Below are 12748 nucleotides of genomic sequence, written 5' to 3'. Positions count from 1 at the left end.
GAAAAAGGCAGGCCCTGGGCCTGCCTTTTTCATCCCCGCTCATCGCCGGCCCGGTGGCCGGCGCGATAGCTCAGCGTTTGCCCAGGACCGCATTGCGACGCCCGTAGGCGAAGTAGGCGATCAGGCCCAGAACGTTCCACGCCAGGAAGTACAACTGCGTGGTGCTCGGCAGGCTGAAGAACAGGTACACACAGCCGATCACCGCCAGCGGGCCGACCACGTAGGCCAGCGGCGTGCGGAACTTGCGCACGCGGTTCGGCTCGCGCTTGCGCAGCACCACCAGGCACAGGCCCACCGCGGTGAACGCGGCCAGCGTGCCGGCGTTGGCCAGCGCGGCGATCTCGTCCAGACGTGCCACGCCGGCCAGCGCGGCCACCAGCACCGCGGTGAACAGCGTGGTGGCGACCGGCGTGCCGGTGCGCGCGCTGACCTTGGAAAGACCGCGCGGCAGCAGGCCATCGCGCGACATGACGAAGAAGATGCGGCTCTGGCCGTACAGGAAGGCCAGCAGCACGGTCGGCAGCGCGATCACGGCGGCAGCGCCGATCCACTTGGCCGCACCCGGGCTGCCCAGCTCGCGCAGGATCAGCGCCAGCGGCTCGGCGCTCTGGCCGAAGATCGTGTAGCTCATCGCACCCACGGCGGCCAGCGCCACCAGCACGTAGATGATGGTGCAACCGACCATCGAGCCGATGATGCCGATCGCCAGGTCGCGCTCGGGCTTCTTGGTTTCTTCAGCGGCGGTGGAGATCGCATCGAAGCCGTAGAACGCGAAGAAGATGATCGCGGCGGCCGCCATCACCCCGCGTTCCACGCCATCGGCGCCCAGCGACTTGACGAAGCCGAACGGCATGAACGGCTCCATGTGGCCGGTATCGAAGTGCGGCAGGGCGATCGCCACGAACACGGTCAGCGCGATGATCTTGATCACCACCAGGACTGCGTTGAGGGTCGCGCTTTCCTTGGTGCCGGCCATCAGCATGCCGGCCACCAGGAAGGTGATCAGCACCGCCGGCAGGTTGATGAAGCCGCCTTCCACGTGGGGGCCGGCGGTCAGCATCAAGGGCAGGTCGATCCCGAAGCCGTGCAGGAAGCCGACCGCGTAGCCGGACCACCCGACCGCGACCGTGCTCACCACCAGCGAGTACTCCAGGATCAGGCTCCAGCCGACCACCCAGGCCACCACCTCGCCCAGGGCGGTGTAGCTGTAGGTGTAGGCGCTGCCGGCGGCCGGCATCATCGTCGACAGCTCGGCATAGGACAGGGCCGCGCAGGCGCAGACCGCGCCGGCGATGGCGAAGGAAATCAGCACCGCGGGGCCGGCCAGGTTCGCGCCGACACCGATCAGGGTGTAGATGCCGGTGCCGACGATGGCGCCGATGCCCAGCGCGATCAGGTGCGGCCAACTCAGGGTCGGGATCAGTTGCCTGCCGGCTTCATGGACGGTGACAGTGTCTAGGGACTTGCGCCGGAGCAATGACATGGGGCCTCGCGGTGGATGACTGTGAACGACAAGTCTGCGAGTTTTACCGAACGCGGCGCAGCATTACTACTGCCAAGCGTCGTAAGCGGCTGCACGGCCCGCATGACTGAGGCGAAGGTGACGAAACCGGCACAAAGGCCGGACGCTCATTCCCAGTGGCAGCCCGTGTCGGTCATCGCACCGACGTCTTCACCGAACACGGTCTGCTGGCCCGTCCGCGCGTTGGTGTAGGAGAAGCCATAGATGCGCGCGCCCTGGGTGCTGATCGCATAGTGGCCGATGACCTTGCCGTCCAGGTGCTCGTCCCACACCGTATCGAACTGCCAAGGGCGATCCTCGGCCAGTACGGTGCTCTCCTGCGAGGCCAGGGTCAGCCGCAGCCACGCGGTCTTGCCGGCGTAACGCACATGGCTGACCCGCTCACCGTCGGCAGTGCCCTCGGGGAGTTTCCATTCAAGGTGGATCTGTTGGCGGCTGCCGCCGGTCAGGCAGCGGATCTCATCGGCGTGTGCCGGCGCGATGGCCAGCAGCAGCAACAGCGGGGCGAGCCAGCGCATGGGGCAGGGTCCAACCAGGCAGAAAGAGGGCCATTGTCCTCCCCCGCGCACGCTGTCGGCAGCCTCGGCCGGATCGAGCATGCCGATCCGGCCGGTGGAGGTCAGCGGTTCAACGTTGCCATGGCCGCAGGGGCATAACGCGGGCCGGCGGCGGCATGGGCCGGGAAGATCGCATCGATCCGGGCCAGCGCGTCGGCGCTCAGCTGCACCTGCAGCGCGCCGAGGTTCTCTTCCAGATAGGCCAGCCGCTTGGTGCCCGGGATCGGCACCAGGTCTTCGCCCTGCGCCAGCACCCAGGCCAGGGCCAGCTGCCCGGGGCTCACGCCCTGGGTCTTGGCCATCGCGGTGACCGCGTCGACCAGCGCCAGGTTGCGGTCGAAGTTCTCGCCCTGGAAACGCGGCGATTGGCGGCGGTAGTCATCGGCGTCGAAATCGGCCGGGCTGCGGATCGCGCCGGTCAGGAAGCCACGGCCCAGCGGCGAGTAGGGCACGAAGCCGATGCCGAGCTCGCGCACCGTCGCCAGCACACCGTTGGCTTCCGGATCGCGCGACCACAGCGAGTACTCGGTCTGCACCGCGGTGATCGGATGCACCGCATGGGCGCGGCGGATCGTGCTTGCCGAGGCTTCGGAGAGGCCGAGGAAGCGCACCTTGCCCTGTTCGACCAGCCGCGCCATCGCCCCCACGGTGTCCTCGATCGGCACCGTGCCGTCCACGCGGTGCTGGTAGTACAGGTCGATGTGGTCCACGCCCAGCCGCTGCAGGCTGGCCTCGCAGGCGGCGATCACGTACTCGGGGCGGCCATCGACGCTGCGCGCGGCGGTGTCGCTCGGCTCCAGCCTGATCCCGAACTTGGTGGCGAGGAACACCTGGTCGCGGCGGCCGGCGATCGCCTTGCCGACCAGCACCTCGTTGGTGTGCGGGCCGTACATGTCGGCGGTGTCGAGCAGGGTGACGCCGCGTTCCAGCGCGCGGTGGATGACCGCGATCGCGTCGGCATCGCTGCCGCGGCCGCCATAGAAGGCGCTCATGCCCATGCAGCCCAGGCCGAGCGCGGAAACGGTGGGGCCATCACGGCCAAGGGTGCGGGTCTGCATGAAGTACTCCGGGGAAGGGAAGGAACAGGACCAGCATCCTCCTGCGGACTATGTGGATAAACTGGCCGCTCCTGCATCATCTTTGAAGCAAGCCTTCACAATGAGCGCTCAGCATCCCCTGCCCGCCGTGGTTGCCTTCGCCCGCGTCGCGCACCATGCCAGCTTCACCCGGGCCGCCGACGAGCTGGGCGTATCGCCCTCGGCGCTCTCGCAGACGGTGCGCGCGCTGGAGGCCCACCTTGGCGTGCGGCTGCTGCACCGGACCACGCGCCGGGTCGGCCTGACCGAGCAGGGCGCACGCTTCCTGGCGCAGGTACGCGAGGGCCTGGCCCGGATCGACGCCGCGTTCGACGACCTGGACCAGGTGCGCGATGTCCCCGCCGGCAAGCTGCGCATCAACGTGCCGCGGATCGCTGCCGAACTGCTGGTGCTGCCGCACCTGCCCGGCTTCCTGGCGCGTTATCCACAGATCGAGGTGGAGCTGTTCGTGGAAACCGCGCTGACCGATCTGGTCGCCGGCGGCTTCGACGCGGGGATCCGCTTGGGCGAAAGCCTGGCCCGCGGCATGATCGCGGTGCCGATCGGGCCGCTGGAACGCCAGGTGGTGGTGGCCACGCCGGACTATCTGGCCACGCACGGCGTGCCCGCGACCCCGGCCGACCTGGTCGCGCACGAGTGCATCGTGCACCGGCTCAGCACCGGCCGGCGGATGGCGTGGGAGTTCACCGGCGAGGGTCGCGATTTCGAGGTCGAGGTGGCGGGCCGGCTGGTGTTCAACGACGCCGGGCTGATCCATGCCGCCGTCACCCGGGGCATTGGCCTGGCCCAGGGATTCGAGGCGCTGTACGCCGGCGATGTGGCGGCCGGCCGGCTGCAGTGCGTGCTGCAGGACTGGCAGCAGCCGTTCGCCGGTTTCCACCTTTACTACCCGGCACGTGAGCAGATGGCGCCCAAGCTGCGGGTGTTCATCGACCACCTGCGTGAGGTGATGCGGCGCTGACGCGCGCGGCTGGGCCGGTGCCGGGCAGCAGGGCGCGTGCCCAGTCTGCCTGCGGTGGATGGCCCTGTGGATAGATCACCTGCGCATCCCCGGGGAAGCGCTTGCAGCACAACACGCCGTCGGCATCGAACAGACGCCAGCCCTGCGCCGCCGCTTCGGCCTCGGCGATGCGATGGCGCAGCCCAAGCACCAGGCTGGCGTGGCAGTCGAACAGGCACGTACGCAGATCGATCCGGTCCAGCGGCTGAAGCCCCGCGACGATGCGGGTCACGGCGGGATGGGCCAGATCGATGCGCCGGGTGTGCATGCCGAGCAGGCGCTCGTCATGACCGCTCAGGTGCTGCACGAAGTAGACAGGTGGCGGCATGGGTCCCCGCAGTGTTGCGCACGCGCCGGTGAGGCGACGTTGGACGATGGCGCCGATTGGACACCTCGCCGGTACGCAGGGGAATCTCAATGTTTGAATGAAAACCGAGCGTCGCGATGATGCTGCCTATCCGCAGCCGAACACGACGCGCGCTGTCATCGTGCACCCTGCCGGCCTGCAAGGGTTCAGCCGCTCGCGCCCAGCCGCACACCGAACCCGACTAGGAACACCCCTGCGACCCGCCTCAGCCAAAGCCCGACACGCGGGTGCTGCAGAATCCGACGGCGCAGCAGGTTGCCCACCCCGATCAGCACCGAGCAGTAGGCCAGCCCCATGACGAAGATGATCAGCGCCATGGTCGCAAACGTCACCACACCCTGGTGCCGTGCCGGATCGATGAACAACGGCAGGAAGGCCATGTAGAAGATGATCGCCTTCGGGTTGAGCAGGTTGATCAGCACCGCCTGGCGGAAGTAGTGGCCCGGCGTGAGGCGGATGCCACCTTCCTCGCCCTGGGCGCGCGGTGCGCGCAGCAGGCCGATGCCGATCCACACCAGGTACGCCGCGCCGAGGTACTGCACCGCGTGGAACACCAGCGGGTTGGCCTTGAGCAGCGCCGCCACACCGGCTACCGCCAGCCACATCAGGATCTGGTCGCCCAGCAGCAGGCCGAACAGCGCCGTGTAACCGCCGCGCACCCCGCCGCGCCCGGTGGCGGTGAGCAGGGTGAAGGTGCCTGGGCCCGGCAGTGCAAGGAACACCAGCACGGCAGCAACAAAGGTCCACAGATCCTGGATGCCCATCCACGGCATGGCGGCGACTCGACTACGGGGGGAGGGGCATTGTCCGGCAGCCGCGCGCCGGGCGATAGCGTCAGCGCGCGCCGGCCGGCAACCCGGCGAGCAGTGGCTGCAGCCGTTGCGCAAACATTGCATGCAGCTGCCGGATGGCGGGCGAGAACTGCTTGCGGTGCGGGCACACCAGGTTCAACGGAAGACTGTCGCCGGCCCCGTCCAGCAGTACCTGCAGGCGCCCGGCCTGCACATCGGCGCAGATATCCAGCCACGACTTGAACACGATGCCTTCCCCCGCCACTGCCCAGCGCCGGACCACGTCGGCATCGTCGCAGACCATGTTGCCGCGCACCGGGATCACCGTGCGCCGACCATCGGCCTCGAAGCTCCAGCGGTCATAGGCACGCCCAGCGAGTTGATAGAGCAGGCAGTGGTGCTCCTTCAGCGCTTCCAGGTTGTCCGGCGTACCGTGCCGGGCCAGGTAGTCCGGTGATGCGGCCAGCACCCGGCGATTGCCGGGCAGCAGGGGCAGGGCGACATAGCTGGCGTTGTCGAAGCGGCCCAGGCGGAAGGCGATGTCGACCGGATCGCGGAACACATCGGCCACCTGGTCGGACAACTGCAGGCGCAGCTGCAGCTTCGGGTGCGCGGCGCGGAACTCGGTCAGCCATGGCAGCAGCAGGTTGCGGCCCAGATCCGAGGGTGCGGCCACCTGCAGCGTGCCGCGCAGTTCGGCATCCTCGCCGCGCACCCGGGCCTCGCCCTCGCGCAGCGCGGCCAGCACCTCCTGCGCATAGGGCAGGTACAGCGCGCCCTCGGCGGTCAGGCGCAGGCTGCGGGTGGAGCGCACGAACAGGCGCAGGTCCAGCTCGCGTTCCAGCCGCGCCACCGCCGCAGCAACCTGGCCGGGCAGCAGATCCGCCTCGCGTGCGGCGTTGGAAAAGCTGCCCAGCGCGGCGGTGCGGACGAACAGGGCGAGGTCGTCGAACCGGATCATTTTCATTCCTGCAGTGAAAGTGCTGCCCGATTTTGCGCCTTTCTCCACCCCGCCGTGAAGCGCACGCTGTCCGCCTTCCCCACTGGATCTCCCCCGATGAAAGCCGTCGCCTATACCCAGCATGGCCTGCCGATCAGCGACCCCGCCGCGCTGGTGGACATCACCCTGCCGATCCCCACCCCCGGCCCGCGCGATCTGCGGGTCGAGGTCCGCGCGATCTCGGTGAACCCGGTCGATACCAAGGTCCGCACCGGCGTGGCGGTCACCGAGCCGCGCGTACTGGGCTTCGACGCGGTCGGCATCGTGGATGCGGTGGGCGACGCGGTGACCCTGTTCCAGCCCGGCGACGCGGTCTTCTATGCGGGCGCGATCGGCCGCGCCGGCAGCAATGCCGAGTACCAGCTGGTGGACGAGCGCATCGTCGGCCACAAGCCGGCCAGCCTGGATGACGCCGCCGCCGCGGCGTTGCCGCTGACCGCGATCACGGCCTGGGAGCTGCTGTTCGATCGCCTGCGCATCGCGGAAAACGGCGGCGAAGGGCAGACCCTGCTGGTGATCGGTGCCGCCGGTGGCGTCGGCTCGATCCTGGTCCAGTTGGCTCGCCAGCTGACCCGCCTGACCGTGATCGGCACCGCCTCGCGCCCAGATACCCAGGACTGGGTCTACGCGCTGGGCGCGCACCACGTGATCGACCACACCCAGCCGCTGAGCGAAGGCCTGCAGCGCCTGGGCATCGCCGAGGTCAGCCACGTGGCCAGCCTGACCCATACCGACCAGCACTACGACCAGATCGTCGCGGTGCTCGCGCCGCAGGGCCAGCTGGCGCTGATCGACGATCCCGGCCAGCTCGATGTGATGGCGCTCAAGCGCAAGAGCCTGTCCCTGCACTGGGAATCGATGTTCACCCGCTCCAGCTTCAACACCCCCGATGTGCAGCGCCAGCACGAGCTGCTCGAGCGCGTCGCCGCGCTGATCGACGCGGGCGTGCTGCGCACCACGCTGGGCGAACACTACGGCCGCATCAACGCCGCCAACCTGCGTCAGGCGCACGCCCTGATCGAGAGCCACCGCGCGCGCGGCAAGCTCGTGCTCGAAGGGTTCTGACGCAGCCAATGAGACCGCCGCGGCCTACACTTGGCGCATGCAAACCGAATTCCTCATTCTCGGCGGCCTGGTGTGTGCCGTCCTCGTGCTGCAGCTGCTCGCGCTGCTGCGGCGTTCCGGCAACGGCGGCCTCGAACAGACCCTGCGCGAGGAAGCGCGGGTCGGCCGCAGCGAACTGCGTGAGCAGCTCGAAGGCCTGGGCCGCCAGCAGGATGCCCGGCTGGAGAGTTTCGCGCGCGCGCTGACCGATCTCTCCACCCGCACCGACCAGCGCCTGGACCTGCTGCGCGATGCGCTCGGTGAAGACGCGCGCAAGGCACGCGAGGAAAGCACGCTCAGCCAGCAGCGCACCGGCGACCTGCTGGCACTGCGCATGCAGGAAGTGCGTGCGCAGCTGGAAGCATTCGGGCAACAGCAGCAGGCGCGCATTGAAGCGTTCGGCCAGCAGCTGGTGGACCTGACCACGCGCACCGACAGCCACATGGCCGCGCTGCGCCAGGCTCTGGCCGAAGACGCGCGCCTGGGCCGCGAGGAAACCGGGCAGTCGCAGCAGCGCCTGGGTGAATCGCTGGGCCTGCGCCTGCAGGAAATGACCCAGCGCAACGAGCAGCGTATCGGCGAGATGCGCGCCACGCTCGAGCAGCAGCTCAAGAGCCTGCAGAGCGACAACGCCGAGAAGCTCGACCAGATGCGCGTGACCGTGGACGAGAAGCTGCAGACCACCCTGGAAACCCGCCTGGGTGCTTCGTTCCAGCTGGTCTCCGAGCGGCTGGAGCAGGTCCAGCGCGGGCTTGGCGAGATGCAGCAGCTGGCCACCGGCGTGGGCGACCTCAAGCGCGTGCTGACCAACGTCAAGAACCGCGGCAGCTGGGGCGAAGTGCAGCTGGACAACATCCTCGAGCAGACGCTCACCCAGGAGCAGTACGCGCGCGGCGTCAAAGTGCGCCCGGACAGCAACGAGATCGTCGATATCGCCGTGCGCCTGCCGGGCCGCGGCCATGAAGACACCCCGGTGTGGTTGCCGATCGATTCCAAGTTCCCGCGCGAGGATTACGAGCGCCTGCTCGATGCGCAGGAGCAGGGCGACGTCGAGGGCGTGCGCGTGCAGGGCGCGCAGCTCGAGCGCGCGATCCGCATCCAGGCCAAATCGATCTGCGACAAGTACATCGCCCCGCCACACACCACCGATTTCGCGGTGATGTTCCTGCCCACTGAAAGCCTGTACGCCGAAGTGATCCGCCGCCCCGGCCTGATCGACCTGCTGCAGCGCGACCATCGCGTGGTGGTGGCCGGCCCGACCACCGTGACCGCGCTGCTCAACAGCCTGCAGATGGGCTTCCGCACGCTGGCCATCGAACAGCGCTCCAGTGAAGTGTGGGGCCTGCTCGGTGCGGTCAAGAGCGAGTTCGGCAAGTTCGCCGGCATCCTGGAAAAGGCCGAGAAGCAGATCACCACCGTCGGCCGCAGCCTCGGCGAAGCCAGCCGCAAGACGCGCACCATTGAGCGCCGCCTGCGCAGCGTGGAAACGCTGGGCAGTGAACAGACCCAGGACCTGCTCGGCGACATGAGCGGCGAGGACGAGGACGTGGCCGGCGACGAAGCCAGCCCGCCGCAGGACTAAGCGCCGACGCCCTGCATGCACGCGATCGCGCATGCTGCGGGGCACGTCTTTTCCCTGCTTTCTCCCATCCTTCAAGGAACCGTCCATGCGCCTGCCCCTGATGCTGTCTCTCCTGTTCGCCCTGGCCGGGTGCAGCAGTGCCCCACCTGCAGACACCACCGCAGCGACACCGACAACGCCCAGCGCCGCCGAATGCACCGCCGCCGGTGGCAGCCTGCAGCCGCTGGGCCGCCTGCAGCGCGTGCAGTGCGTGGTGCCCTACGCCGATGCCGGCAAGGTCTGCAGCGCCAAGGCCGACTGCAGTGGCCAGTGCCTGGCCACCAGTGATGTCGCGCCGGGAACGGCCGCGCGCGGCGTCTGCCAGCGCGATGTCAGCCAGAACTTCGGCTGCCGCCAGCGCATCGATGGCGGTGTGGCGATGGGCACGATCTGCGTCGATTGACGCCCCCCGGGCACGGCTATGCTGTGCCTCCCCTGATCCAACGCAAGGAATCTGCAGTGAGCCAGACCGTCTACGACATCCCCGTGACCACCATCGAAGGTCAGCCGACCTCGCTGGCCGACTACCGCGGCAAGGTGCTGCTGGTCGTCAACGTCGCCTCCAAGTGTGGCCTGACCCCGCAGTACGAAGGCCTGCAGGCGCTGTACGCCGACAAGCAGGCCGCCGGCCTGGAAGTGCTGGGGTTCCCGGCCAACAACTTCCTGGCCCAGGAGCCGGGCAGCGAAGCGGACATCCAGCAGTTCTGCCAGCTGGAATACAACGTCAGCTTCCCGATGTTCGCCAAGATCAGCGTGGCCGGTGAGGACACCCATCCGCTGTACCAGCAGCTGACCGCCGCGCAGCCGGCCGCCACCGGCGAAGGCCCGATGCGCGAGAAGCTGCAGGGCGCCGTGGCCAAGTATCCGGAGCTGGTGGTCAACGCCGCCCCGGGCGTGCTGTGGAACTTCGAGAAGTTCCTGATCGGCCGCGACGGCCAGGTCATTGCCCGCTTCGCCCCGGACGTGCCGGCCGACGATGCCCGCCTGGTGGCCGCGATCGACGCCGCGCTGGCGGCCTGATCGGCGGACCCGGAAACAAAAAAAAGCCCCGCTTCGGCGGGGCTTTTTCTGTGCTCGCACCACGACCAACGGTCGTGGTCTACCAACTCGGTAGGTACCGACCGTTGGTCGGTACTCCGATCAGTTACCCCAGTTCGGCATCGGCATCGCATCGACCGGAATCGGTGCGTCCGGATCGTCCTTGCCGCGCGCATGCTTGCCACGCAGGTCATTCTCGATCTGGTAGTTGCGGCGCTGCAGCCACGCATCACGGACCAGCGAGTACTCGTCCACGGCGTTGTCGCGCATGTCGTCCACTGCCAGCAGCTGCGACCGCATGTCCACCAGCTGCAGGCCCTGCAGGCCGATGCGGATCTTGTCCTCTTCGATCGTACGGATCGGCGAGAGCGGCATGTCGCCGGCCAGGCCGAACACGTCACGCACGGTACGCGGGCCGAAGAACGGCAGTTCCACGTAGCGCGAACGGCGCCAGCCCCACGTGCCCAGGGTCTGGCCGAAGTCTTCCTTGCGACGCGGCACCATCGCCTTGCTGGCCGGATCGAACAGACCGCCGATACCCAGCGTGGAGTTCATCAGGAAACGGCCCAGGCTGTCCCAGGCGTCGTCCGGACGGCCCTGCAGCAGCTGGTTGGTGATCGTCACCGGCGCGCGCAGGTTGCTGAAGAAGTTGCTCACGCCGGTGCGTGCGAAGCGTGGCACCACGTTGGTGTAAGCCACCGCCAGCGGGCGTGCGACCGCACGGTCGACCACGTTGTTGAAGCTGTGCACCTTGCGGTTGAACGGTTCCCACGGATCGTACGGCGCGCCGGTGGGCTCGGTGCCGTCCGCGGTCGGGGCCGGGCCGCCGTACAGCGCGGCGAAGTCGTCCTCGGCGTTGGTCGGCGCGGTGCCGCCGGTGACCGGTGCGGTCGCCGGATCGGTGCTGGCCTGCGTTGCTTCGGTGGCCGTGTCGGCGCCGGCCTCGGCCGGTACCGCATCGGTGTTGGCCACATCGGCGGCCGGTGCCGCCGCCGGGGCGACCTCGACGCTGACCGGTGCGCTGTCGCGTGCCGGCTTGCCGGCACAGGCGCTCAGGGCCAGCGCCAGCACAAGGAGGGGGAGGGTGCGTATGACGTTCATGTCAGCTCGCCGCAGAAAGGGCATGGAAATCCAGGGTGGGTGCCAGCCGGTAGGCGGCACTGAGGTCGGTGAAACCGTCCGGGCTGCCGACGATCGTCGGCGTTGTCCCGTTTGCACGCAGGCGTGCGGCCAGCTCGGCCAGCAGCGCCAGACCGGCGCTGTCGAGCCGGCTCACTGCCGCCAGATCCACCTGCTGCACGCCGTCCAGCGCGGTCAGCGAGGGCCACAGGGCCGTCACCGCCGCGCGGTCGAGCGGCCCGCTGAACACCAGCGAGCTGCCGTTGCGCTGCACGCTGGCGTTGTTACTTGCCACGCGGGGCCTGCCCGGCCTGCATGCTGCCGTTGCGCAGTTCGGTGGCCACCTGCTGGATCGACTTCTGGCGCAGGGGGGCGTCGAACTGGGTCTTGAAGGTCTGCACGTAGGAGATGCCTTCGATCATCACATCGAAGATCTTCCACTGGCCGTTGACGTTGCGCATCAGGTAGTCGACCGGGGTCGGCTCGTTGCCGGCGCGGATCAGCTCGGTGGACACGCGCACGCCGCGGTTGCCCGGCAGCGGCGACTCGCTCTTCAGGCGGAAGGTCGGCTTGCCCTGGATCTCGAGCAGCGCCGAACCGTAGCGCTGCATCAGGTTGTCGGCCATCGCATCGGCGAACAGCTTGACGTCGGCATCGGACGCGCCGCGGCCGTGCACGCCCAGCACCAGGCGGGCGGCGTAGTCGCGGTCGAAGGTCTTGTTGAGCTCGCTGTTGATGAAGTCACGCAGCACGGCCGGGTTGGCCCGGAACTCGGTGCGGCGCTGCTGCAGCGAGGTCAGGATGCGGGTGCTGGCGTCCATCACGGCCTTGCTGGCCTGGCCCTGCTGGGCGGCAGCGGCCGCCGGGGCCGCCTGGGCGAAGGAGAGCGAGGGCGTGGCGGCGAGCAGGGCCGAGGCCAGCAGCGCCGGGATCAGGGTCTTTTTCATGGTTGCGGTTCCGTTGCAGGCGCGGGCGCGCCGTTGCCATCGTGGGAGTCAGCGCCACCGGTGTTGGCCGGACCGCTGAACATGTACTTGCCGACCAGCTGGAGCAGGTCCACCGCCGGCTGGGTGAAGACGATCTCGTCGCCGGACTTGAGCACGTCCGGATCTCCGCCCGGCTGCAGTCCGATATAGCTCTCGCCGAGCAAACCGCTGGTGAAGATGCCGGCCGAGGTGTCGGCGGGCAGATCCTTGAACTTGCCGTCGAGCTTGAGGGTCACGATCGAGTCGAACTTCTGGGGATCCAGTTCGATGCCCGAGACCTGGCCGATGGTGACGCCGCCGATCTTGACCGGGGCCTGCTTGCGCAGCTGGCCGATCTGGGTGAAGCGCGCCTTGAGTTCGTAGCCGCTGCCACCGGTGCCCCACCGTTGATTGGTGGAGGCCACGGCCAGCACCAGCAGCGAGGCCAGCGCCAGCAGCAGGAACGCGCCGACGGAAAATTCGAGTCTGGGACCGCGGATGGCCATGGGATATCTCACTGTTCTTTGTCAGGTGCCTGGACAGGTGTCCGGGCGGGAAGTCTTTGCG

15 protein-coding genes are annotated in these 12748 nt (G+C 68.6%); 5 read left to right on the top strand and 10 right to left on the bottom strand.

All coding sequences use genetic code 11. The annotated features are described in order from the left end of the window. Positions 1–70: 70 nt before the first annotated feature. The 3 genes from ABE472_RS01940 to ABE472_RS01930 all read right to left on the bottom strand — a co-directional run bounded on the left by ABE472_RS01940 (position 71) and on the right by ABE472_RS01930 (position 3137). A complete protein-coding gene (locus ABE472_RS01940; RefSeq protein ID WP_313211280.1) occupies positions 71–1483 on the bottom strand; it encodes an amino acid permease in 1413 nt (470 codons plus the stop codon). Between the two features lie 146 nt (positions 1484–1629). Beyond that, positions 1630–2040, bottom strand: a complete 411-nt coding sequence (locus ABE472_RS01935) for a hypothetical protein (RefSeq protein WP_313211281.1) — start codon at positions 2038–2040, stop codon at positions 1630–1632. 101 nt (positions 2041–2141) lie between these two features. Continuing rightward, on the bottom strand, positions 2142–3137 hold the full coding sequence (locus ABE472_RS01930; protein WP_313211282.1) for an aldo/keto reductase: 996 nt from the start codon (positions 3135–3137) through the stop codon (positions 2142–2144). A 100-nt stretch (positions 3138–3237) separates the two neighbouring features. Between ABE472_RS01930 and ABE472_RS01925 the strand changes: the two genes are divergently transcribed. After that, positions 3238–4137 carry a LysR family transcriptional regulator gene (locus ABE472_RS01925; RefSeq protein ID WP_346465267.1) on the top strand — a complete coding sequence of 300 codons (900 nt, stop codon included), beginning with the start codon at positions 3238–3240 and terminating at the stop codon, positions 4135–4137. Here the strand turns inward: ABE472_RS01925 and ABE472_RS01920 are convergent. From ABE472_RS01920 to ABE472_RS01910, 3 genes are all read right to left on the bottom strand, one after another. Then, positions 4103–4504, bottom strand: a complete 402-nt coding sequence (locus ABE472_RS01920) for a hypothetical protein (RefSeq protein ID WP_070474169.1) — start codon at positions 4502–4504, stop codon at positions 4103–4105. The two genes, ABE472_RS01925 and ABE472_RS01920, sit on opposite strands and share 35 nt — an antisense overlap. A 185-nt stretch (positions 4505–4689) precedes the next feature. Next, positions 4690–5316, bottom strand: coding sequence for a leucine efflux protein LeuE (leuE, locus tag ABE472_RS01915; protein WP_346462800.1), 627 nt, complete (start codon positions 5314–5316; stop codon positions 4690–4692). Positions 5317–5377: 61 nt separating this feature from the next. Beyond that, positions 5378–6301 carry a LysR family transcriptional regulator gene (locus ABE472_RS01910; RefSeq protein ID WP_313211285.1) on the bottom strand — a complete coding sequence of 308 codons (924 nt, stop codon included), beginning with the start codon at positions 6299–6301 and terminating at the stop codon, positions 5378–5380. Positions 6302–6391: 90 nt separating this feature from the next. Between ABE472_RS01910 and ABE472_RS01905 the strand changes: the two genes are divergently transcribed. The 4 genes from ABE472_RS01905 (at position 6392) to ABE472_RS01890 (ending at position 10079) form a co-directional block, all read left to right on the top strand. Continuing rightward, positions 6392–7399, top strand: a complete 1008-nt coding sequence (locus tag ABE472_RS01905) for a zinc-binding alcohol dehydrogenase family protein (RefSeq protein WP_102788759.1) — start codon at positions 6392–6394, stop codon at positions 7397–7399. Between the two features lie 37 nt (positions 7400–7436). Next, positions 7437–9020, top strand: a complete 1584-nt coding sequence (gene rmuC / locus ABE472_RS01900; protein ID WP_313211286.1) for a DNA recombination protein RmuC — start codon at positions 7437–7439, stop codon at positions 9018–9020. Between the two features lie 85 nt (positions 9021–9105). Beyond that, complete coding sequence (locus ABE472_RS01895; protein WP_346462802.1) at positions 9106–9462, top strand: hypothetical protein; 357 nt, start codon at positions 9106–9108, stop codon at positions 9460–9462. 56 nt (positions 9463–9518) lie between these two features. Then, on the top strand, positions 9519–10079 hold the full coding sequence (locus tag ABE472_RS01890; RefSeq protein WP_088435249.1) for a glutathione peroxidase: 561 nt from the start codon (positions 9519–9521) through the stop codon (positions 10077–10079). A 120-nt stretch (positions 10080–10199) separates the two neighbouring features. Here ABE472_RS01890 and ABE472_RS01885 read toward each other — a convergent pair whose 3' ends face one another. From ABE472_RS01885 to mlaD, 4 genes are read right to left on the bottom strand one after another with little or no spacing between them, the layout of a single operon-like run. Next, positions 10200–11198 carry a VacJ family lipoprotein gene (locus ABE472_RS01885; RefSeq protein ID WP_346465264.1) on the bottom strand — a complete coding sequence of 333 codons (999 nt, stop codon included), beginning with the start codon at positions 11196–11198 and terminating at the stop codon, positions 10200–10202. A 1-nt stretch (position 11199) separates the two neighbouring features. Continuing rightward, positions 11200–11511 carry an STAS domain-containing protein gene (locus ABE472_RS01880; RefSeq protein ID WP_313211289.1) on the bottom strand — a complete coding sequence of 104 codons (312 nt, stop codon included), beginning with the start codon at positions 11509–11511 and terminating at the stop codon, positions 11200–11202. Next, a complete protein-coding gene (locus ABE472_RS01875; RefSeq protein ID WP_019183995.1) occupies positions 11501–12163 on the bottom strand; it encodes an ABC transporter substrate-binding protein in 663 nt (220 codons plus the stop codon). The genes ABE472_RS01880 and ABE472_RS01875 overlap by 11 nt, the downstream gene beginning before the upstream one ends. Further along, a complete protein-coding gene (gene mlaD / locus ABE472_RS01870) occupies positions 12160–12687 on the bottom strand; it encodes an outer membrane lipid asymmetry maintenance protein MlaD (RefSeq protein ID WP_019183994.1) in 528 nt (175 codons plus the stop codon). Before mlaD ends, ABE472_RS01875 begins: the two co-directional genes overlap by 4 nt. Between the last annotated feature and the right edge of the window lie 61 nt (positions 12688–12748).

Origin of the sequence: Stenotrophomonas sp. TWI809 (genome assembly GCF_039673205.1) — a bacterium.
Taxonomy (GTDB): domain Bacteria; phylum Pseudomonadota; class Gammaproteobacteria; order Xanthomonadales; family Xanthomonadaceae; genus Stenotrophomonas.
The sequence above is the reverse complement of the archived record's forward strand: the minus strand, read 5'-3'. Positions and strand labels throughout refer to the sequence as shown.